At 53.1% G+C, this 21230-nt stretch carries 15 protein-coding genes and 2 pseudogenes; 9 read left to right on the forward strand and 8 right to left on the reverse strand.

The features are described 5' to 3' along the window. Window positions 1-65: 65 nt before the first annotated feature. A complete protein-coding gene (locus ACLD3P_RS12600; RefSeq protein WP_023225078.1) occupies window positions 66-2126 on the forward strand; it encodes an AsmA family protein in 2061 nt (686 codons plus the stop codon). A 39-nt stretch (window positions 2127-2165) separates the two neighbouring features. Here ACLD3P_RS12600 and ACLD3P_RS12605 read toward each other — a convergent pair whose 3' ends face one another. From ACLD3P_RS12605 to ACLD3P_RS12615, 3 genes are all read right to left on the reverse strand, one after another. Beyond that, the gene (locus tag ACLD3P_RS12605) at window positions 2166-3488 is read right to left on the reverse strand and encodes an MFS transporter (RefSeq protein ID WP_001148981.1); all 1323 of its coding nucleotides are present in this window, start codon (window positions 3486-3488) and stop codon (window positions 2166-2168) included. A 350-nt stretch (window positions 3489-3838) separates the two neighbouring features. Further along, the gene (gene yhjD / locus ACLD3P_RS12610) at window positions 3839-4867 is read right to left on the reverse strand and encodes an inner membrane protein YhjD (RefSeq protein WP_000191230.1); all 1029 of its coding nucleotides are present in this window, start codon (window positions 4865-4867) and stop codon (window positions 3839-3841) included. A 72-nt stretch (window positions 4868-4939) separates the two neighbouring features. After that, the gene (locus ACLD3P_RS12615) at window positions 4940-5839 is read right to left on the reverse strand and encodes a LysR family transcriptional regulator (RefSeq protein ID WP_001556251.1); all 900 of its coding nucleotides are present in this window, start codon (window positions 5837-5839) and stop codon (window positions 4940-4942) included. Window positions 5840-6470: 631 nt separating this feature from the next. On the opposite strand from ACLD3P_RS12615, the gene ACLD3P_RS12620 reads away from it, so the two are divergent. Next, window positions 6471-7073 (forward strand): response regulator transcription factor, encoded by a 603-nt coding sequence (locus ACLD3P_RS12620; RefSeq protein ID WP_001196081.1) that lies wholly within the window; start codon window positions 6471-6473, stop codon window positions 7071-7073. Window positions 7074-7078: 5 nt separating this feature from the next. On the opposite strand, the gene ACLD3P_RS12625 is transcribed toward ACLD3P_RS12620, so the two are convergent. Beyond that, the gene (locus tag ACLD3P_RS12625; protein ID WP_411006500.1) at window positions 7079-7435 is read right to left on the reverse strand and encodes a glycoside hydrolase family protein; all 357 of its coding nucleotides are present in this window, start codon (window positions 7433-7435) and stop codon (window positions 7079-7081) included. A gap of 280 nt (window positions 7436-7715) precedes the next feature. On the opposite strand from ACLD3P_RS12625, the gene ACLD3P_RS12630 reads away from it, so the two are divergent. Further along, window positions 7716-9317, forward strand: a complete 1602-nt coding sequence (locus ACLD3P_RS12630) for an STY4199 family HEPN domain-containing protein (RefSeq protein WP_411006499.1) — start codon at window positions 7716-7718, stop codon at window positions 9315-9317. Between the two features lie 12 nt (window positions 9318-9329). On the opposite strand, the gene ACLD3P_RS12635 is transcribed toward ACLD3P_RS12630, so the two are convergent. Then, window positions 9330-10979, reverse strand: coding sequence for an alpha,alpha-trehalase (locus ACLD3P_RS12635; protein ID WP_220569579.1), 1650 nt, complete (start codon window positions 10977-10979; stop codon window positions 9330-9332). Window positions 10980-11304: 325 nt separating this feature from the next. Here ACLD3P_RS12635 and ACLD3P_RS12640 point away from each other — a divergent pair, with 325 nt between their 5' ends. From ACLD3P_RS12640 to ACLD3P_RS12650, 3 genes and pseudogenes are all read left to right on the forward strand, one after another. Beyond that, complete coding sequence (locus ACLD3P_RS12640) at window positions 11305-12024, forward strand: GntR family transcriptional regulator (protein WP_076935806.1); 720 nt, start codon at window positions 11305-11307, stop codon at window positions 12022-12024. Window positions 12025-12171: 147 nt separating this feature from the next. Then, window positions 12172-12399, forward strand: a pseudogene (locus ACLD3P_RS12645) (phosphohistidinoprotein-hexose phosphotransferase); the annotation flags it as partial. After that, window positions 12332-12662, forward strand: a pseudogene (locus ACLD3P_RS12650) (asparaginase domain-containing protein); the annotation flags it as partial. The pseudogenes ACLD3P_RS12645 and ACLD3P_RS12650, both read left to right, overlap by 68 nt. A gap of 46 nt (window positions 12663-12708) precedes the next feature. Here ACLD3P_RS12650 and gorA read toward each other — a convergent pair. Further along, window positions 12709-14061 (reverse strand): glutathione-disulfide reductase, encoded by a 1353-nt coding sequence (gene gorA / locus ACLD3P_RS12655; RefSeq protein WP_411006498.1) that lies wholly within the window; start codon window positions 14059-14061, stop codon window positions 12709-12711. Window positions 14062-14165: 104 nt separating this feature from the next. After that, on the reverse strand, window positions 14166-15008 hold the full coding sequence (locus ACLD3P_RS12660) for a 23S rRNA (adenine(2030)-N(6))-methyltransferase RlmJ (RefSeq protein WP_000954233.1): 843 nt from the start codon (window positions 15006-15008) through the stop codon (window positions 14166-14168). Window positions 15009-15218: 210 nt separating this feature from the next. Between ACLD3P_RS12660 and ACLD3P_RS12665 the strand changes: the two genes are divergently transcribed. From ACLD3P_RS12665 to rsmJ, 3 genes are all read left to right on the forward strand, one after another. Then, the gene (locus ACLD3P_RS12665; RefSeq protein ID WP_000766150.1) at window positions 15219-16490 is read left to right on the forward strand and encodes an acid phosphatase; all 1272 of its coding nucleotides are present in this window, start codon (window positions 15219-15221) and stop codon (window positions 16488-16490) included. A 181-nt stretch (window positions 16491-16671) separates the two neighbouring features. Continuing rightward, a complete protein-coding gene (gene prlC, locus ACLD3P_RS12670; RefSeq protein ID WP_000184178.1) occupies window positions 16672-18714 on the forward strand; it encodes an oligopeptidase A in 2043 nt (680 codons plus the stop codon). A 6-nt stretch (window positions 18715-18720) separates the two neighbouring features. Further along, window positions 18721-19479, forward strand: a complete 759-nt coding sequence (gene rsmJ / locus ACLD3P_RS12675) for a 16S rRNA (guanine(1516)-N(2))-methyltransferase RsmJ (protein WP_023181737.1) — start codon at window positions 18721-18723, stop codon at window positions 19477-19479. Between the two features lie 91 nt (window positions 19480-19570). Here rsmJ and dtpB read toward each other — a convergent pair whose 3' ends face one another. Next, window positions 19571-21043, reverse strand: coding sequence for a dipeptide/tripeptide permease DtpB (dtpB, locus tag ACLD3P_RS12680; RefSeq protein WP_001098275.1), 1473 nt, complete (start codon window positions 21041-21043; stop codon window positions 19571-19573). Window positions 21044-21230 lie beyond the last annotated feature (187 nt).

Here is a 21230-nt window from a genome sequence, read left to right on the forward strand (position 1 = left end):
TCCTCCTTTTTCGTCTGGCTGAACTATCTTTAGGACAGGCAAGGGAAGAAGTGAGGAAATAACACATGACTAAAGCAGGCAAAATAACCGCCGCCATCACAGGGACTTTCTTGTTGTTGATCGTCATAGTGATTTTGTTGATCGCAACATTTGACTGGAACCGCCTCAAACCGACCATCAACCAGAAAGTCTCTACCGAATTGAACCGGCCTTTCGCTATTCGCGGCGATTTAGGCGTGGTGTGGGAACGCCAAAAACAGGAGACCGGCTGGCGAAGCTGGGTACCGTGGCCGCATGTTCACGCGGAAGACGTCATTCTCGGCAATCCGCCGGATATTCCGGAAGTCACGATGGTGCATTTGCCACGCGTTGAGGCGACGCTTGCCCCGCTGGCGCTCCTGACCAAAACCGTCTGGCTGCCGTGGATCAAACTGGTGAAACCCGACGCGCGTCTTATTCGTCTGTCCGAGAAAACCAATAACTGGACCTTTAACCTCGCGCAAGACAAGAATACGGACCCCAATGCTAAACCTTCCGCCTGGTCCTTCCGGCTGGATAATATTCTCTTCGACCAGGGGCGAATCGCGATCGATGATAAGGTCAGCAAAGCGGATATCACTATTCTGGTCGATCCGTTAGGCAAACCGTTGCCGTTCAGCGAAGTGACGGGAACGAAAGGCAAAGCAGACAAATCCACCGTGGGCGACTATGTCTTCGGCCTGAAGGCGCAGGGGCGTTATAACGGGGAACCGTTGACCGGTACGGGGAAAATAGGCGGTATGCTGGCGCTACGCAGCGAAAGTACGCCTTTTCCTGTGCAGGCCGATTTCCGCTCTGGTAATACGCGGGTGGCTTTTAGCGGCGTGGTGAACGAACCGATGAAAATGGGCGGCGTCGATCTGCGGCTTAAATTCTCTGGCGATTCACTGGGTGATTTATATGATTTAACCGGCGTGCTGCTGCCGGATACGCCGCCGTTTGAGACCGATGGGCGATTGGTGGCGAAAATTGACGCCGAAAAGTCATCGGTATTTGATTATCGCGGTTTTAACGGGCGCATTGGCGACAGTGATATCCACGGCTCCCTCACTTATACCACCGGTAAACCGCGCCCTAAACTGGAAGGCGATGTCGAATCGCGCCAGTTACGACTGGCCGATCTTGGGCCGCTGATTGGCGTGGATTCCGGGAAAGACGCTGAGCAGTCGAAACGGTCTGAACAGCGCAAAGGCGAGAAGAATGTTCAGCCGGCGGATAAAGTGTTGCCTTACGATCGCTTTGAAACCGACAAATGGGACGTTATGGACGCCGATGTCCGGTTTAAAGGCCGGCGTATTGAGCATGGCGGCAGTCTACCGATTAGCGATCTTTCGACCCATATCATCCTGAAAAACGCCGACTTACGTCTACAGCCGCTGAAGTTTGGTCTGGCAGGCGGCAGTATTGTCTCCAACATCCATCTGGAAGGGGATAAAAAGCCAATGCAGGGGCGGGCGGATATACAGGCGCGTCGGCTGAAGCTTAAAGAACTGATGCCGGATGTGGAGCTGATGCAGAAAACGCTGGGTGAGCTGAACGGCGATGCGGATATTCGCGGGACGGGCAACTCGGTCGCCGCGCTGCTTGGCAACAGTAACGGCAATCTCAAATTATTGATGAATGATGGATTGATTAGCCGCAACCTGATGGAAATCGTGGGGCTGAACGTCGGCAACTATATTGTCGGGCAGATTTTTGGCGATGACGAAGTGCGGGTTAACTGCGCGGCGGCGAATCTCAATATTGCGAACGGCGTGGCGCGACCGCAAATTTTTGCTTTTGATACAGAAAATGCGCTGATTAACGTGACCGGTACGGCGAGCTTCGCCTCTGAACAGCTCGATTTAACCATTGATCCGGAAAGTAAGGGGATTCGTATTATTACGCTGCGATCGCCGCTGTACGTGCGTGGGACATTTAAAAATCCGCAGGCGGGCGTCAAGCCCGGCCCGCTGATTGCGCGCGGCGCGGTTGCGGCAGCGCTGGCGACGTTGGTAACGCCCGCCGCCGCGCTATTGGCGCTCATTTCGCCCTCTGAAGGCGAAGCCAATCAGTGCCGGACGATTTTAACGCAGATGAAGCAGTAACGTGAAACGTAGCGCCGGATGACGCCATCCGGCGCCCTATTACAACGCCTGATGACGCGTCTCATGGGTTAACAGCAGTGCAATCAGCGTCAGCGCCGCCATTGACGCCAGGTAAACCCCTACCGCCGCCAGCCCGTAGTGGCTTTGTAGCCATGCGGCAATATACGGCGCGACGGAAGCGCCCAGAATCGATGACACATTGTAGGAAAACGATGCGCCGGTATAGCGCACTTCCGTCGGAAATAGCTCCGGCAGCAGCGCTCCCATTGGGCCGAAGGTCAGCCCCATCAGGCTCAGGCCTAACAACAGGAACACGAATACCAGCGCTGGATTGCCTGAACCCAGCAGCGGGGTAAAGGCGAACAACGCGAAGAGAATGATGAGCGTGGTAATGATGACCATGCTTTTCCGACGGCCAAATGCGTCCGCCAGCAGGCCGGCGACGGGCACCATCACGCCGAAACCAATCACCGCCATCATCAGCATCCACAGTATTTCATTGCGCGGCAAGCCAAGCCCCACCGGCGCGGCGGCAGTGCTGTAAGTCATGGAATAGACGGTCATGATATAGAACAGCGTGTAGGTCGCCAGCATAATAAACGTGCCGAGAATGGTTACGCGGACATGCTTCGTCAGCAACGTGCCCAGCGGTATTTTTACCTGCTTTTTCGCTGCGGCGACTTTCGCAAACACCGGCGTTTCATGCAGCGACACGCGCACATACAGGCCGATAATCACCAGCACCGCCGAGAAGATAAACGGCACGCGCCAGCCCCAGCTCATAAACTGCTCGTCGGTCAGCAGCCAGGAGAGCAACAGGAAGGTGCCATTGGCAAAGAAGAAGCCGATCGGCGCGCCCAACTGCGGGAAGGAGCCATACAGCGCGCGTTTGCGCGGCGGCGCATTCTCCGTCGCTAATAACGCTGCGCCGCCCCATTCGCCGCCCAGCCCCAGTCCCTGACCGAAACGCGCCAGCGCCAGCAGCAACGGCGCGAAAATACCTATCGTCGCGTAGCCCGGTAACAGACCGATAATGACCGTGGAGATCCCCATCGTCAGCAGCGAAGCCACCAGCGTGACTTTGCGGCCTACCCGGTCGCCGAAGTGGCCGAATAGCGCAGAGCCGATCGGACGCGCCACAAACGCGATAGCGAAGGTAGCGAGCGATTGTAGCGTTGCCGCAGTGGGATCGCCCTGGGGGAAGAAGATAAGGGGGAACACGATCACCGCAGCGGTGGCGTAAATATAGAAGTCGAAGAACTCAATCGCGGTGCCGATAAGCGAGGCAATAACGACTTTATTGCGTGAGTTTACCGGAACATGTTCCTGCTCATGGTCGAGTGTTGTGGCGGTTGCTTGCATACTATTTTCTTATTTTTAGCGAACGAATAGCCATATTACGCACAGCAAAAGTTATATTTCAATGTGTAACAAAAGCCAAAAATGGTCAAAAAAAGCGCAAAAAGGGGATAATGTTTAAGCCAGCCATTTTGCGTCTATGAAATGCTTCACATAATTTTAGAATTAGTGGATAAAACTGGTTTATGGTTAAATAAAAGTTAATTACTGGATTTATATGCTGAAACAATGAGATGAGACGGAAGGACGTGCCTGATTGTACCGCCGGGTACGCTTTGCTTGCCCGGCCTGGGTCTACACATCAGTAGGCCGAATGACGACGCCGTGCATGCCATCCGGCAGCAAGCCGCAGACTAGCGTTGCGTTTTACCCGGCATTCGCGGGTCGTCCTTATATTCGGCGGTGGCTATCCAGGCCGCACAGAATAACGTCAGGCGGGCAAAAAAGTAGAAGAATGCCATCAGACCGAGTACGGAGCCAAACGCCGCGCCGGAAGGCGATTTCACCAGTGACGGCAGCGTATAAGTCATAATGATTTTAATCACCTCAAAACCGATAGCGGCGATAAATGTTCCGCGAATCAACGCTTTTTTACGGGGACGATGGCGAGGCAGTCGCCAGAAAATCCAGAAAAAAAGTAGATAGTTGGCAAAAATAGAGATGGCCAGACCGATCAAATGCCAGGCCGGTTTTAACCATTCGATGCTGTCGAGATACAAGGCGGAGATGATCATCTGCTGGGCGGAACCGGCGATGGAAGTAATGGACAGCGTAATGATTAAAGCGATTAATAATCCAATCAGCGAGATAAAATCGCGCAGATATTTGAGCCAGATTTTCTCCTGATCCTGCGGCTTGCGCTCCCAGACGTCCCGTGACTGGGCGCGAATCGCTTCCCGCAGGTTGCCCATCCAGTTAACGCCGGAATAGAGCGCGATACCCAGTCCGACCAGCCCTACCGTGGTACGCTGTTGAACCGCCGTATTAATCGTATTTTTAAGCGTGGACGCCAGCGTAGGATCGCTCACATTCATCAATATTTTGCTGAAAATATCTTCCAGTAGATTAGGGTGCGAGGCGAGGATAAAACCTGCCGCGGCAAAGGACACCATCATTATCGGGATCATCGACAGAAACGAAAAGTAGGTGATAGCCGCGCCAAACTGATTACCCAGTCGATCGTTAAAACGTTCGGTCGCGCGAATGAGGTGGGCCACCATTGGTTGACGCTGAATTTTTTGCACCAGGGAGGTGACGGAATGCAACGCCTGATTTGCCTTTTCGTTTTTTTCCGGGGCGTCATGCGGCTGCGTTTCTATTTTTTGTATCGGGTCGTGCTCCAGTTCCTGAATAGGGCGTTTTACGTCATTTTCCTGCGTCATCAGGTCGGTAGTCCTTCATCATTAATAGAATATGTCAGTATAGCTTCTCCCCGGTGGATGCTGAAAATGCGGCTACTCTGCGGCCTCTTTAATGGTTTCCGTCAGCCATACCATAAACAGGTGTACCCGGCGGGAAAGATTACGGCGATGGGGATAATGCAGCGTCACCGGCAGTGGAGCGGCGCGATATTGCGGTAAAATTTCAATGAGCGTTCCGGCGCGTAACGCCTCCCGTACAGCAATGCGCGGCGTCTGAATGATCCCTAATCCTGCCAGACAGGCCGTATGCCAGGTCTCCGTACTGTTTACCGTTAGCATTCCGCCGGTTTTTACCCACTGCATACCGTGGGGAGTTTCAAAGGCAAAACCCGGTGAAGAGACTCCCGGCGTTAATGAATAATGCACCACCGCATGTGAGGCGAGGTCGTCAAGGTTTTCTGGATACCCAAAGCGCGCCAGGTATTGTGGGCTGGCGCAGTTCACCCTTCTCAGTTTGCCAAGCGGGCGCGTAAGTATCCCTGGCGCATGTAGCGGATCTGTACGCACCACGCAGTCGAAATCTTCCCGTAGTAAATCGACCTGTCGATCGCTACTACAAAGTTCCAGCGCAATGCCGGGATACTGATGCAAAAAAGTGGGCAGGCGCGGCATGATGAGGCTGTTTGCGAGACATGGCGGTATATCTACCCGTATTTTGCCACTGATACTGGCGGGATCAGGCTGGAAAAGACCTTCCAGTTCATCCAGGTTACTCAACAAATCTTTTGCCCGTTCGTAGTAAACCATTCCGTCCTGAGTAAGCTGTACCCGCCGGGTGGTGCGGTGGAGCAGGCGGATGCCCAGTTGATGTTCTAACGCTTGTATTTGCCGTGAGACGCTGCCTTTGGGAAGGCCGATATCCTCTGCTGCGCGGGAAAAACTTTCCCGTTCCGCCACGCGTACAAACAATTTCATTGCATATATTTTATCCATCATCAGGCTCTATTATTGTTTTTATTGAAACAGTGACGCTGAAGCGGCTGGTTTTATTGATTTTCTAGCATCTAATAAGCCCTTTCGCAATCATTGCTCGCGTGACGAATACGTCTGATCGCGTTGCGCGGCGGATTTATCGCCTTCCGGCCAGGCTTTTTAGCGTCAAAAAGCCGATAAACGGGACGAGGGCGGTAAAACACGCCGATAACAGCGGGTGTAGTGGGGCAGAGAAATGCATGTACATACACGGTATTGTCATTGACCCATCGTCGCAGTTTTTAGGCGGATTGATTAATTTTTTAACAAAATGTGCTACTTTATTTTTTGTAACACATCAGGTGAAAAGCAGATATTTCCTTTGTGACGCGCCAGGCGTACTCTTCATTGAATTAATATTCAAATTAGCCTTGTCTGTTTGTACTAATAAGATATTCCTTACTTTAAAACGCTAATTTTAGCGAATTCTGTAATCCCGATGTTGAAGCTGTAAATATTCATAACCTTTCCCTTCCTCAACCAATGACTATCGGTAAAATGGCCTATACCAAATGGCGACTTCTTATTTTACCCTACGGGTAATACCCTTCCTCATCTTGAGACTATTATCTTACCCAGGTGGAGAAAAGTAATGCAGGTAATCATGTTTGACAGGCAGTCAATATTTATTCATGGAATGAAAATCAGTTTGCAGCAGCACATTCCAGGAATAAGTATCCAGAGTGTCGGTCAGGCAGAAGAACTCTGGCAAAAAATAGAAAGCGCGCCGGATGCGCTGGTCATGCTGGATAGCGGCCTGGATGCTGAATTTTGCCGCGAGGTGTTACAAAGAATCGCGCAGCAATTTCCGGAGGTGAAGATTATTATCACGGCGATGGATGGCAGTCAAAAGTGGCTGCATGAAGTCATGCAATTTAACGTTCAGGCCGTGGTGCCACGCGATTCTGATGCCGAAACCTTTGTCCTTGCGCTCAATGCTGTCGCTCGCGGGATGATGTTTTTACCGGGGGATTGGTTAAATTCAACGGAGCTGGAGTCCCGTGATATAAAAGCGTTAAGCGCCCGCCAGCGGGAAATTTTACAGATGCTTGCCGCAGGAGAATCAAATAAACAAATTGGGCGGGCGTTAAATATTAGTACCGGGACGGTTAAAGCGCATCTGGAGTCGCTTTACCGGCGGCTGGATGTAAAAAATCGTACCCAGGCCGCCATGATGTTAAATGAATCGAATTAGCGACGTTAAATTCGCAGCCCGCTTATTTCTGGCTGTGAAATATCACCCGTATTGATTAATGATAAAAAACGCTGATGTCCGATGCTGAACATCAGCGCAATAAGCGTTTCGCGTTGAAACCAATCGTTAAGTTCCGGCAAACAATTCTGTAGCAGCATATCGCAGCTATTGAGGTCATCCAGCAAGAATGCCTCCGCCTGTTCGGGCGTAATGAACGTCAGCGTCTCATCCGGCGTCAACATATGCCCGTAACCAATCACCCAGTTACCCTGCCGATCGCGATACTTTTCCAGCGACAGACCCTGCCACTGTTTAATAAACGCGATGCAGGCGGAGCTAAAGCGAGATGAAATGTGCGGCATGGCATCTTTCTCATAAAAAGCGCGATTATAAAGTGTGCTGCACGCGTGGCTAGCGGTCAGACGGCCAAACGCAGGCAGGGAAAAGGTCTATGCCGTTCAGCGTCACGCCGCGTTGACAGAATGAAAAACTGATGTTTTTGGTTAGTAACCGATCTTCTTATAAATTTGCAATCATTAAGATTAAGTCACTGAAATGTGGCTGAATCTGTTATATCTATGAAAAAACATAATTAAAAGAAAACGAAGATCTCGTCGCGGGATCGTCTTTTTAGGGAAGATAATGACGAATAGCGCTTCGCAGGCGACACGCGCGCCTTTTGAACATAGCCTGGGGATTATCCGCCAGGCATCAATAGAAATCCTGCTGCTGCTGGGTATTCATACCACAGAGGGAAAAGAGCCCCGGTGGTTCATGGAACAACTTGAGCAGGCGCGTCTTAACCTGGGCGGTTGGGGCGCGGTGGCGAAAAAATTGCGGATAAATGACGCGCAGTTGAGCCAGTTTATGCTGCAACTGCGTCACCTTCAGCAGCATGTTCCCCAGTATGACAGCGGGCAAGAGGTGAGCGAAAATCAACTCCTTGCCGCGTTGCGTTTTGTCACCTCGCTGGAACATCTACGTCAGCAGCAGCCGCTACTGACGTATCAAACTGAGCTGGAAGACCCCGACCAGGAGGCGCATCTTGAGGCGCATCTTGAAGCGCAGCGTCAGCTTCGGGCGATAGAACTGACGTTAAAAGCGCTTATTGCGCGCGCATGGCCGGATCGGGCGTCGCTGAATCACTACCTCAAGCAAAATTTTGGCCCGGACCGTTTGCGCCAGTGGTTAAAACAGGGAGAAGATCAACATGCGCTGGAAGGCATGTTGTTCAGCGAACTGGCGCTTATGGTGGTCGATAAAAAATTATTTGCCCGTCATTACGTCAGAATTTTTAATGACGCCTCAGCGTTAACGCTGTTCGCCGAGTCGCGCACCACCCTGCGTATGTTTCTGGATGATTGCCGCCTCGCGCGAAACGAGGTTATCGCCAGGCAGCCGCTCACCTCAGCGCAGCTTATGCTGCTAAACGTTCAGTATCAGCAAATCGTTCGGCCCATCCAGCGCGCCTATGCCGAAAAACGTACTCGCGTGAATCCCGCTTCGTTTCTGCTGGCGGATGAACGTGAATTGCGCCAGTTCTGGGAAACCGCGCGGCTTAAAGATCGGCAGGCCGGGGGAGATAAGCATGAGATTAGCGAGAGCATAGAACCACCGCGTAAGCGGCCTCCGCGTACGCCTGAAGAGCGTGAGCAACTTATTTCCGGCACTTTGTGGGCCGGGGTTGGCGTCATGACGCTGGCGATACTGGCGGGCGCGTTCTGGCTATTTAGTTCGCCGTCGCCAGGCTCCGATAACGGGCAAACTCCCGCAATGGCGCAGGATGAACCGCCGCGCGAGGCGCCTTCCGCGCGGGAAACGCTCAATCATATGGGGATTACCTGGGATGCGTTTACCATGCGGGCGGCGATAGAGCGCAATGATACGCGGGTGACGGCGCTGTTCCTCCAGGGCGGAATGAACTGGCAGCTCGCGTGGACGGAGCAGGCGTTTGCGGCAGGACATACCGAGGTGCTGCAACTGTTGTTGCGTTATCCCGCGCTGATGGATGAGGTCAAACCCTGCCGACGATTTATCACAACGTTAAGTCATGACATGTCGAGCGGCGCGCCGCTGACCGCGATGCATAAAACCTATTTGCAAACGTTTTGCACTGTTCCGGCTGTTGTGACGCGCCAGCAGCACGATACGGAGCAGGCCCGATTGCGCGCTCAGGCCCGGCCCAGCGCAGACAATAAAAAATGGCTGAAAATTCAGTCAGCCATTTATGATGCGATTCACTGAGGCCGGAGCAGGTTAAGGCTCTCCGTAAAGGCCAATCAGGCGGCGCACCACGCCATTGGTCCAGCCGAACCCATCCTGTAGCGGATACTCGCCCCCGCCGCCTTCGCGGGGCGTACCGCCGGAAATATGGTATTTCTCGATCAGTTTATGGTGCTCCTGATAAAAATGGTTCACCGTTTTTAACCAGTTATGGGCGATTTCATCGCCCAGCATATCGTCGCCATACAGTTTGAAGCCCTGAATCGCCATCCATTGCAGCGGTGCCCAGCCGTTCGGTTTATCCCACTGTTCGCCGGTTTCGTATTCGGTCGCCATAATCCCGCCGGGCGTTAACAGACGGCTGCGTACCACATTTGCCAGACGGTCGGCCTGCTCGTGGTTCGCCATACCGACATACAGCGGCACGATACTGGCAGCGGAAAAGAGCGCCATTTCTTCGCGTCGCCAGTCATAGTCCCGATAACAGCCGTTTTCATCATCCCACAGATAATGGTTCACGGCGGCGCGTCGATCGCTGGCTTTCTGGCGAAATAGCGCCTCGGTGTCACATTCGCCTTTCAGCGCTGAAATATTGGCGATAGCGCTCTCCAGTTTATACAGAAAAGCGTTCAAATCGATAGGGATAAACTGGGTCGTACGTATGCTGGCAAGCCGGCCCGCATCGCGTAGCCAGCGTGAAGAATAGTCCCAGCCGGACGCCGCCCCGGCGCGCAAATCCCGGTAGACTTCATTGGGCGGACGACCGGAGTGTTTTGCGGTTTCGACATCTTCCAGCCAGGACTCGTCGCGCGGCGTGTCGCGATCGTCCCAGTAGCGGTTCAGCAGGGAACCGTCCGGCATCCGCACAACGTGGCGATAAGCCTGGTTGAGCGCCAGCGATTCGGCGCCGTCCATCCAGAAGGCGTATTCCATTTTGAGATGGTCGAGATAACGCCGCGCGCCGCGTACGCCATCTTCTTCGAACAGTTCAACCATAAGGGCGAAAACCGGCGGCTGCGAGCGGCTCAGATAATAGGTCCGGTTGCCGTTGGGAATATGGCCATAGTTTTCAATCATCCAGGCGAAATTATCCGCCATACATTTAAGTAAGTCTTCGCGCCCGCTTTCCGCCAGACCCAGCATGGTAAAATAAGAGTCCCAATAATAGGTTTCGCTAAAACGGCCTCCCGGCACGATATAGGATTGCGGCAGCGCCAGCAGCGAAGACCACGGAATATGATCCTGCGGTTCGCGCGTCAGTATCGGCCAAAGCTGGTCAATATGTTCTTTGAGCGAGTTTTCGGGATTAGAGACATACTCGCTGGATAAGGTTTCCGGTAGCCAGAAATGGTTCTCGACGAAGCGGCGTAAGTCAAAATCACGGTGGCGTCTGACCTTACGGTAGCGGATCAGGATATCAAGCGGGTCCATCTTCGGCGCGCAGTCCGGGAACGTTTTACTGTCTGGAAACAGTTTTGTTGACTGTACATGCTCGAACAGTTCGAGATACCGATCGGCAGGGGTCAGGGCGTCAGAGGCGGGAAGCCCCTCGATCATCTCCGGCTCCGGTTCCGCCTCGATCATTTCATCCAGCTTTAACTCGCACGGGTCTGTTTCATAAAGCAGATCGACATCAATAGTCAGATCTTCAGAAGGCGTGGGGTTTAATTTCTGGTTGAGCATAATGACAAGGACCTCCGGCTTGCGTCGTAAAAGATACGGGTGTTGCCCGGCTGTCTATTAAGCGTAGACATTCGCTTCGATACCTGAGTGGCAAAGTGTGCGATAGATCACATTTTGCAATTTGTCTCTCAAGAAAAACACTTCATAACTTACTGAATAATATTGCGAAAATCCTATTTTCATGACGCCCGCCCCAGACCTAAAATCAGAACATTCGTTTCATAGCGGTATCACTACGTCGCCGCATGGCGTGGATTCACAAGCAAAGGTAACGTAAATAGTTATAATACAAGCTATGGCACTATGGTAATACAAATGGATACAAATGATCGAGCAACCCGACAGTAAAAGCGCCAAACCGCTTTATAAGCAGCTTGAAGCCGCCTTAAAAGAGGCCATTGCGCGTGGAGAGTATAAACCAGGCCAGCAGATCCCGACGGAAAATGAACTGAGCGCGCGCTGGCAGGTGAGCAGGGTCACGGTCCGTAAGGCGTTGGATGCGCTGACGCGTGAAAATTTGCTGACCCGTGTCTCCGGCAAAGGCACCTTTGTCTCTGGTGAGAAATTTCAGCGTAGCATGACCGGCATCATGAGTTTCAGCGAGTTATGCCAGTCCCAGGGACGTCGCCCGGGGTCACGCACTATCAAATCCGTTTTTGAATCGGTAGACGATGAGACAAAAGCGTTACTGAATATGAACGATGGCGAAAAAGCGATCGTCATTGAACGTATCCGCTATGCCGACGATGTGGCGGTATCGCTGGAAACCGTACATCTTCCCCCACGTTTTGCGTTTTTGCTGGACGAAGATCTTAATAATCACTCTTTGTATGAATGCTTACGCGAGAAATACCATTTATGGTTTACCCATTCCCGTAAGATGATCGAACTGGTTTATGCCAGCTTTGAAGTCGCCCATTATCTTGGCGTCAACGAAGGTTATCCGCTGATCCTGATAAAAAGTGAAATGATTGATAACAAAGGAGAACTCTCCTGCGTTTCGCAACAGTTGATTGTCGGCGATAAAATACGGTTTACCGTATGATGTCAGCATTACGCTAACGAAGAGTAGGCTGAATCGGGATCCAGATCGCGGATCCCGATTTTTTTTGGTTTCCATCTTGATCAAATATCTTTAAATGTCATATAAAAATAATAATACATTATGAGTCATTTATGGCGAATCCTCGCCTGTATCTTTATGGAAATGCAATGGATACATTCCGCCTGTATTCATAGCGGTGAGTTTTTCCACGGGTCGTTTGAAATTACCGATGCGAATACGCCTTTCTTCTTCCAGTTTTCCGAGGGCAATACGCGGGCGGTGGATGAACGCGCGTTAAACTTCCTGAAAAAATATGGCCAGCGATATTATCCTGAAACTTTCACAGAAGGTGAATGCGTTATTGGCGCGGGATGATGTTGACGGTGTAGTCATTACTCACGGCACTGACACGCTCGATGAAACCGCCTATTTTCTTAATTTGACCGTGAAAAGCGACAAACCGGTGGTGTTTACCGCTGCAATGCGGCCCGCGTCGGCAATCAGCGCCGATGGCGCAAGGGCAGCCAGGGCTGGTGTCTGACTCGCTCAACCCGGCGAAGGCGCGGGTGTTGCTGATGACGGCACTAACTCAGACGCGTAATCCGGAACTGATCCAGAGTTATTTCAGTACGTATTAATCATGCAGGCTTGTGCGCCTACCCTCGAAGATGGGCGCACAAGATATTAACGCATGGTCACAAACTCTTCCGATGCGGTCGGGTGAATAGCGACGGTATTATCGAAGTCTTTCTTGGTAGCGCCCATCTTCAGCGCTACCGCGAAGCCCTGCAACATTTCATCCATGCCGAAGCCGATACCGTGGATACCCACAATTTTTTCTTCCGGCCCGATACAGACCAGCTTCATACGGCACGGCTGGCGGTGCGTCGTCACCGCGGTATACATAGCGGTAAACGATGATTTATAGACTTTCACCTGCTCGTCGCCGTACTGCTCGCGCGCCTGCGGCTCGCTTAACCCGACGGTGCCGATAGGCGGATGGCTAAAGACCACGGTCGGGATGTTGCTGTAGTCCAGATGCTCGTCCGGCTTGTTGTTAAACAGGCGTTCGGAGAGACGGCGACCGGCGGCGACGGCGACTGGCGTTAGTTCTACCGCGCCAGTATTGTCGCCAACGGCGTAAATGCCTTCAACGTTGGTATTCTGGAATTTATCGACAATGATGTAACCTTTTTCATTGGTTTTCACGCCCGCAGCCGCCAGATTAATATTGTCGGTCGACGGTTCGCGACCAATGGCCCAGATCAGGCAATCAACGGTTTCACTGCGGCCATCTTCCAGTTCCAAAGTCAGACTGCCGTCGGCGTTTTTCACCACCGCTTTCGGCACGGCGTGAGTATGCAGTTGCGGGCCTTCGGCGTTCATCACCTCAACCAGCGTTTCGCTAATCATTGGGTCAAAACTGCGCAGCGGCGCATGTTTACGGACAAACAGATGCGTTTTCGCCCCCAGCGCGTTGATAACGCCAGCCAGTTCAACGGCGATATAACCTGCGCCTACCACCGCGACGCGCTCCGGCAAGGCAGACAGCGCAAAGAAACCGTCGGAATCAATGCCGTATTCCACGCCTGGAATCTCAGGATGGCTTGGACGGCCGCCGGTAGCGATCAAAATATGGTCGGCGGTGATGGTTTCGCCGTTCACTTCAATGGTTTTGGCATCGACAAAGCGGGCAAAGCCTTTAATCACATCCACGTTATTTTTGCCCAGCACGTTGTCGTATGAAGTATGGATGCGGTCAATATACGCGGTACGGCTGGCAATCAGCTTGCTCCAGTCGAACTGATTAATCGTGGTGTCAAAACCGTAGTCCGGGCCATACAGATGAATCGCTTCACGAATCTGCGCGGCATGCCACATCACTTTCTTCGGCACGCAGCCCACGTTAACACAGGTGCCGCCCAGCTCTTTGGCTTCGATGAGCGCGCATTTCTGGCCGTACATAGCGGCGCGGTTAATCGAGGCGATACCGCCGCTGCCGCCGCCGATAGCGATGTAATCATAGTGTTTGGTCATGACCGCTCCTTTATGTTCGTTGTCGGACGGATAGATTCTGCGCTACCCGCCAAAATATTCGCGATTGTATACCTGAAGGTGAAAGGTTCCACCGATGGCTGTGATTACTCCGGCACGATCCAGCTTACCGAAGTGTGTCCGTGACCGTTTGGCGCCAACCTGCTGTGCAGCCACGGTAGCACGTTGTTCATCTGCTGCTCCAGTTTCCACGGCGGGTTAACCACGATCATACCGGACGCCGTCATCCCGCGCTGATCGCTGTCCGGGCGGATCGCCAGCTCAATTTGCAGGATTTTACGGATGCCGGTGGCTTCCAGATCATGAATCATGCGCTTAATTTGCTGGCGGAGCACCACCGGATACCATAGCGCGTATGTACCAGTGGCGAAACGTTTATAACCCTCGCTGATGCCGCTGACTACCGCCTGGTAGTCGGTTTTCATTTCATAAGGCGGGTCAATGAGGATCAGACCGCGGCGGGAAACCGGTGGCAATTTGGCTTTCAGTTGCTGATAGCCGTCAGCGCGTTCCACGCGGGCGCGGTTGTCTTTTTGAAACTCCGCGCGCAACAGTGGGAAGTCGCTGGGATGCAATTCCGTGAGTTGCAGACTGTCCTGCTCACGCAGCAACTGGCGGGCGATTAACGGGGAGCCCGGATAGTAGCGTAACTGCCCGCTGCGGTTGAAATGCTTTACGACGCTAATATACGGTTCCAGTTCGGCGGGCAGATCGTCCTGCTGCCAGATACGGGCGATGCCTTCCAGATACTCTCCGGTACGTTCAGCATGTTCGCTGCCCAACTGATAACGCCCCGCGCCCGCGTGCGTGTCCAGATAGAGAAACGGTTTTTCTTTCTCTTTTAGCGACTCGATGATCAGGCTCTGAACGGTATGTTTAAGGACGTCGGCGTGGTTGCCAGCGTGAAAGCTGTGACGATAACTGAGCATGGATGCAGATATTCCGGGAAGTAAACAAGTTAGCCGATAGTTTACCGCAGATCCGCGCAGATTACCCCAGTACCGCCATGTTGTTTCGCGCGTTGTGAAAGTATTGCAAGACGTGTTCGTATCATCAAACCGTCAACTGCGCAGGCCAGCATCGCCTGTGGGCAAGGTAGTGGTTTTGACCTGGCGTTATTCTTAATGAAAGGAACCATAATGAAACTACACATTACTGTACTGGCGTCATCTCTGGCGCTGGCGATGCCGGCACTGGCGAAAGATATTCCCCTGTCCCAGGCGGAGTCGATAGCGAAAAGCGTGACGCCCGACTCGGCGAGCGTCGCCTTTAATGACCTTGAGGCTCAATGGCTGACACAGTTGCGTAAGGCATTACAAGGCGATACCGCCGCGTTGACTCGCGACGCCCTGGCTCAGATGCGACAGAATTCCATCCAGGCGGATAATGCCTGGTTACAGGCTAGCGGTTATGATTTTCATACTACTGAGAATCAACAGATGGGGATTACCCTACTTTCCGCCTTCAATACATTGCCGGAAGCAGTATTGAAAGACAATCTGGCGACGGTGACGGCGATTAATCACGATGCCGATGTTAATACCCGTCACCAGGCGCTGGCGGATGCGGAAAGCGTGGAGTATCTCTATTTCCTGAGCGACGCAATGGGGCCACGGCTGGGGCGGGCATTTCTCGCCGCTTATGATAAAGGTGAGTTGGGCAAAGCGGCAGCGTTGATTAAAGCCTCGGAAGTCAGCACCGGCGCGGCGAAAAAATATTTTCATTACCCGCGTCCTTACCAGGTGCCGGGTAATACTATCCATTTGACGCCGGATGATGTGGTGGTAAAAGATGGTCATCCTTATACCGCAGGTGGCGGTGCTTTTCCCAGCGGACACACGAATACCGGTTATACGGATGCGCTGTTGATGGCGGAAATGATCCCGGAACGCTTTGATGCGCTGGTGATTCGTGGCGCGCGTTATGGCTATTCTCGCCTGGTCCTTGGCGTACACTATCCGCTGGATGTGATGGGCGCGCGGATGGTCGCGCAGCGTAATGTCGCGCATTATCTTAACGATCCGTATTATCGTACGTTATTCAACGAAGCTCGCGCCCAACTGCGCGAGGCGCTGGTGAAAGAGTGCGGTACGACGATTGTCGAATGCGCGGCATCGGCCGGAAAAGACGATCCGTACCGCGATCCGGCTATGCATACCTTCTACCGCTTCACCATGACTTATAACCTGCCGCAACAGAAAGGCGAGCATCAGCCGTTGAAAATACCAAAAGGCGCCGATGTTCTGCTACAGACAGCGCTGCCGAACCTGTCGCCAGCGCAGCGTCAGGCGTTAATGGAAGAGACGGCGTTACCGGCAGGATATCCGTTGTCGGGCGAGACCGAGGATCAACAGTTCTGGCAGCGTCTGGATCTGTCCGCTGCTTACGAGATGGCGAGAAAAACGCGCTGACGTTGTCACCCGGCTTATAAAACGTAAGCCGGGATGATGTTAAAGGGGCGGCTTATTGCAGCGATACCCACGTCTGTACGCTGTCCATCATTGAAATTCCCCTTACTATCCCCCATTCTAGATCTCATCGCGAGAGCGCCAAAAGCGCGCTCCACTCACCTTCTTCTACAGGACTGCGCATATGACCAATCCATTACTAACGTCTTTTTCACTGCCGCCTTTTTCTGCAATTAAACCGGAGCATGTGGTGCCTGCGGTCACCAAAGCGTTGGCCGATTGCCGGGCAGCGGTAGAAGGCGTTGTGGCGCATGGCGCGCCGTATAGCTGGGAAAACCTCTGCCAGCCGTTGGCGGAAGCCGACGATGTTCTGGGGCGTATTTTCTCGCCAATTAGCCACTTAAACTCGGTGAAAAATAGTCCGGAGCTGCGTGAAGCCTACGAACAGACGCTGCCGCTGCTGTCTGAATACAGCACCTGGGTTGGGCAACACGAAGGGTTATACAATGCGTACCGCGACCTGCGCGACGGCGATCATTACGCCACGCTGAATACCGCGCAGAAGAAAGCGGTCGATAACGCGCTGCGTGATTTTGAACTGTCCGGCATCGGCCTGCCGAAAGAGAAACAGCAGCGTTACGGCGAAATCGCCACTCGCCTGTCTGAGCTGGGCAACCAGTACAGCAATAATGTGCTCGATGCCACTATGGGCTGGACGAAGCTCATCACCGACGAAGCCGAGCTGGCGGGAATGCCGGAAAGCGCTCTGGCGGCAGCAAAAGCCCAGGCGGAAGCCAAAGAGCAGGAAGGTTACCTGCTGACCCTGGATATCCCGAGCTATCTGCCGGTCATGACCTACTGCGACAACCAGGCGTTGCGCGAAGAGATGTATCGCGCCTATTCCACTCGCGCCTCCGACCAGGGGCCGAACGCCGGTAAGTGGGATAACAGCCCGGTGATGGAAGAAATTCTTGCGCTGCGCCATGAACTGGCGCAACTGCTGGGCTTCGAAAATTATGCCCATGAATCGCTGGCCACCAAGATGGCGGAAAATCCGCAGCAGGTGCTCGATTTCTTAACCGATCTGGCGAAACGCGCCCGCCCGCAGGGGGAAAAAGAGCTGGCCCAGCTGCGCGCCTTCGCCAAAGCCGAATTTGGCGTTGAGGAGCTGCAACCGTGGGATATCGCGTACTACAGTGAAAAGCAAAAACAGCACCTGTACAGTATCAGCGATGAGCAACTACGTCCGTACTTCCCGGAAAACAAAGCCGTGAATGGCCTGTTTGAAGTGGTGAAACGTATTTACGGCATCACTGCCAAAGAGCGTACTGACGTTGATGTCTGGCACCCGGAAGTGCGTTTCTTTGAACTGTATGACGAAAATAACGAGCTGCGCGGCAGCTTCTACCTTGACCTGTACGCGCGTGAACACAAACGCGGCGGGGCGTGGATGGACGACTGTGTCGGCCAGATGCGTAAGGCGGACGGCACATTGCAAAAGCCGGTCGCTTATCTGACCTGTAATTTCAACCGTCCGGTGAACGGTAAACCCGCTCTGTTTACCCATGACGAAGTGATCACCCTGTTCCACGAGTTTGGTCATGGCCTGCATCATATGCTGACCCGCATTGAGACCGCCGGGGTCTCCGGTATCAGCGGCGTGCCGTGGGACGCGGTCGAACTGCCAAGCCAGTTTATGGAAAACTGGTGCTGGGAGCCGGAAGCGCTGGCGTTTATCTCCGGCCACTATGAAACCGGCGAGCCGTTGCCGAAGGAACTGCTGGATAAAATGCTGGCGGCGAAAAACTATCAGGCGGCACTGTTTATTCTGCGTCAACTGGAGTTCGGCCTGTTTGATTTCCGTCTGCATGCGGAATTTAACCCGCAGCAAGGAGCGAAAATTCTTGAGACGCTCTTTGAAATTAAAAAACAGGTCGCCGTGGTGCCGTCACCGACATGGGGCCGCTTCCCACATGCGTTCAGCCATATCTTTGCTGGCGGCTATGCGGCAGGCTACTACAGCTATCTGTGGGCCGACGTACTGGCGGCGGACGCGTATTCCCGCTTTGAGGAGGAAGGCATTTTCAACCGTGAGACCGGTCAGTCGTTCCTTGATAACATCCTGACTCGCGGTGGTTCTGAAGAGCCGATGGAACTCTTTAAACGCTTCCGTGGCCGTGAACCACAACTGGACGCGATGCTGGAGCATTACGGGATTAAAGGCTAATTTTACGTGCAAATCTGCTTAATGGATGAAACGGGCGCCACAGACGGCGCCTTATCTGTTCTGGCTGCCCGCTGGGGACTGGAGCATGACGAAGACAATCTAATGGCGCTGGTATTGACGCCGCAACATCTGGAGCTGCGCAAGCGCGACGAACCGAAGCTCGGCGGCATTTTCGTCGATTTTGTCGGCGGCGCGATGGCCCATCGACGTAAGTTCGGCGGCGGGCGCGGCGAAGCGGTGGCGAAAGCCGTTGGTATCAAAGGCGATTATCTGCCGGATGTGGTTGATGCCACGGCCGGACTGGGGCGCGATGCGTTTGTACTGGCGTCCGTCGGTTGCCGCGTGCGGATGCTGGAGCGTAATCCGGTGGTTGCCGCGCTGCTCGACGACGGTCTGACGCGCGGCTATGCCGATGCGGACATCGGTCCGTGGTTGCAGCAACGTTTGCAGTTGATTCATGCTTCCAGCCTGACGGCGTTAACCGATATCACGCCGCGCCCGCAGGTGGTCTACCTCGATCCGATGTTTCCTCACCGGCAGAAAAGCGCGCTGGTGAAGAAAGAGATGCGGGTGTTTCAGTCGTTGGTGGGGCCGGATTTAGACGCCGACGGACTGCTGGAACCGGCGCGTCAGTTGGCGACCAAACGCGTGGTGGTCAAACGTCCCGATTATGCGCCGCCGCTGGCGGATGTCGCGACGCCCAACGCCATCGTTACCAAAGGGCATCGGTTTGATATTTATGCCGGAACCCCTCTGACGGAGTAACGGATTGCCCGATGGCGTTGCGCTTATCGGGCCTACGATTCTCAATTATTTGTAGGCCGGATAAGGCGTAAGCCGCATCCGGCACTGAGTATTACTGTTCGGTACCTGGCGTATTAATCATTCGGTTTAACCACGGCACCATAATGGCCATCACCACGGTGACCGCCAGCGTTACCAGACCAATTTTGCTAAAGACGCCGGTATAAATGGGCAGCGTCTGTAACGGATCGGTGATGTTTTCCGGTACGGCAGTGAAGGTCGCCACATAACCGCCGAGCAGGAAGGCGGCGGCCTGGGTCAGGAACCACATTCCCAGAATAAAGCCCATCAGATGCTGCGGCACCAGAGCGGCGACCATTGCCAGCCCCAGCGCGCTAATCAGCAGCTCGCCCAGACTCTGGAACAGATACACCAGCACGATAAACCACGGCGACGTCAATCCTTGCGCATCGGCAAACCACATCCCGGCGGCGGCGGCGGTCAGAAAACCCAGCGCGCAGAGGAACATGCCAAGCGTAAACTTCATCGGCATAGTCAGATCTTTGCCTTTGCTACCCAGTCGGGTGTAAATCGCTGCCAGTACCGGACTGGCGACGACCACCCAGAATGGGTTCAGCGCCTGAAAACTCACCGGGTTAATGGCGAATCCAAGAATTTCATGATGCACGTTATTAATCGCAAAGAAGTTCAGCGAGGTAGGCATCTGCGCATACAGAATGTAAAACAGCACGGCTTCAATCATCAGAATAAACGCCACGAACATTTTATTGCGGCCGGTTTTATCCAGACGAAACGCTTCGCGAAAGAAGAAAATAGTGACGACGATAGAAAGGACGATGAGCACCAGATTGGCAATCTTAACGTTGTGCATCAGCCAGGCGCAGAGGAAAATCATGACGACGGTGCCGAGCAGTACCAGCAGCAAATTGCGAAAACGTAGCGGTTTATGATCCGGTTCAGAACCGATATTTTTCACCATGCCACGGCAGGCGAAGTACACCAGAAGCGCAACAATTAAACCAGCGCCGCACAGATTATAGGTCACCGCATAGCCAAATTTATCGGCAATCACCGGCGCCAGCGATAGCGATAACAAAGAACCGATGTTAATCGACATATAAAACAGGGTGAAAGCGCCATCCAGCCGGGGATCTTTAGGCTGATAGCATTTAGAGAGCAGGCTGGCGGGATTGGCTTTAAATAACCCGTTGCCCACGGCAATCGTACCCAGTGCGATAAAAATCAGATCGGGATTTAATAGCGACATGCCGGTCATAAAATAGCCAATCGCCAGCACAATCGCGCCCAGGACCAGGGTGCGTTTAGTCCCTAACAGATGGTCGCCAACATAGCCGCCGATGGAGATCAGGCCATAAACCAGCGCTGCAAAAGCGCCAAAGGTAATAAAGGCCTGCTCCTGAGAAAACCCCAATTGTTTAACGAAAAAGACCGCCAGGATGCCCTGGACGCCGTAATAGCCAAATCGTTCCCATAATTCTACAAAAAAGATCATGAAGAATGGACGAGGTTGCTGCAGCAAGCCCGTAGGTGCAGTTGTATTCATATTCCTTCGCCTTTTAATGCCATCCCGAAACGTATGAGCGCGTATATCAAAACGCGCCGAAAAGACTTACCCTGATATAGACTGCGGTTATTAGCCTGATCAATAGGTTATTATACAAATGATACGCAAACTAATTAGTGGATCACACTAATTATGTTTGGTGTGATGGAATGATGTACTGAGTACT

It is taken from the genome of Salmonella sp. 741265073_HBA, assembly GCF_046569105.1.
Classification (GTDB): Bacteria; Pseudomonadota; Gammaproteobacteria; order Enterobacterales; family Enterobacteriaceae; genus Salmonella; species Salmonella enterica.

Bases quoted from the DNA above. Each gene is read 5' to 3' on its own strand.
- ACLD3P_RS12600 (WP_023225078.1), top strand. From the start codon at position 66: ATGACTAAAGCAGGCAAAATAACCGCCGCCATCACAGGGACTTTCTTG.
- ACLD3P_RS12605 (WP_001148981.1), bottom strand. From the start codon at position 3,488: ATGCAAGCAACCGCCACAACACTCGACCATGAGCAGGAACATGTTCCG.
- yhjD (WP_000191230.1), bottom strand. From the start codon at position 4,867: ATGACGCAGGAAAATGACGTAAAACGCCCTATTCAGGAACTGGAGCAC.
- ACLD3P_RS12615 (WP_001556251.1), bottom strand. From the start codon at position 5,839: ATGGATAAAATATATGCAATGAAATTGTTTGTACGCGTGGCGGAACGG.
- ACLD3P_RS12620 (WP_001196081.1), top strand. From the start codon at position 6,471: ATGCAGGTAATCATGTTTGACAGGCAGTCAATATTTATTCATGGAATG.
- ACLD3P_RS12625 (WP_411006500.1), bottom strand. From the start codon at position 7,435: ATGCCGCACATTTCATCTCGCTTTAGCTCCGCCTGCATCGCGTTTATT.
- ACLD3P_RS12630 (WP_411006499.1), top strand. From the start codon at position 7,716: ATGACGAATAGCGCTTCGCAGGCGACACGCGCGCCTTTTGAACATAGC.
- ACLD3P_RS12635 (WP_220569579.1), bottom strand. From the start codon at position 10,979: ATGCTCAACCAGAAATTAAACCCCACGCCTTCTGAAGATCTGACTATT.
- ACLD3P_RS12640 (WP_076935806.1), top strand. From the start codon at position 11,305: ATGATCGAGCAACCCGACAGTAAAAGCGCCAAACCGCTTTATAAGCAG.
- gorA (WP_411006498.1), bottom strand. From the start codon at position 14,061: ATGACCAAACACTATGATTACATCGCTATCGGCGGCGGCAGCGGCGGT.
- ACLD3P_RS12660 (WP_000954233.1), bottom strand. From the start codon at position 15,008: ATGCTCAGTTATCGTCACAGCTTTCACGCTGGCAACCACGCCGACGTC.
- ACLD3P_RS12665 (WP_000766150.1), top strand. From the start codon at position 15,219: ATGAAACTACACATTACTGTACTGGCGTCATCTCTGGCGCTGGCGATG.
- prlC (WP_000184178.1), top strand. From the start codon at position 16,672: ATGACCAATCCATTACTAACGTCTTTTTCACTGCCGCCTTTTTCTGCA.
- dtpB (WP_001098275.1), bottom strand. From the start codon at position 21,043: ATGAATACAACTGCACCTACGGGCTTGCTGCAGCAACCTCGTCCATTC.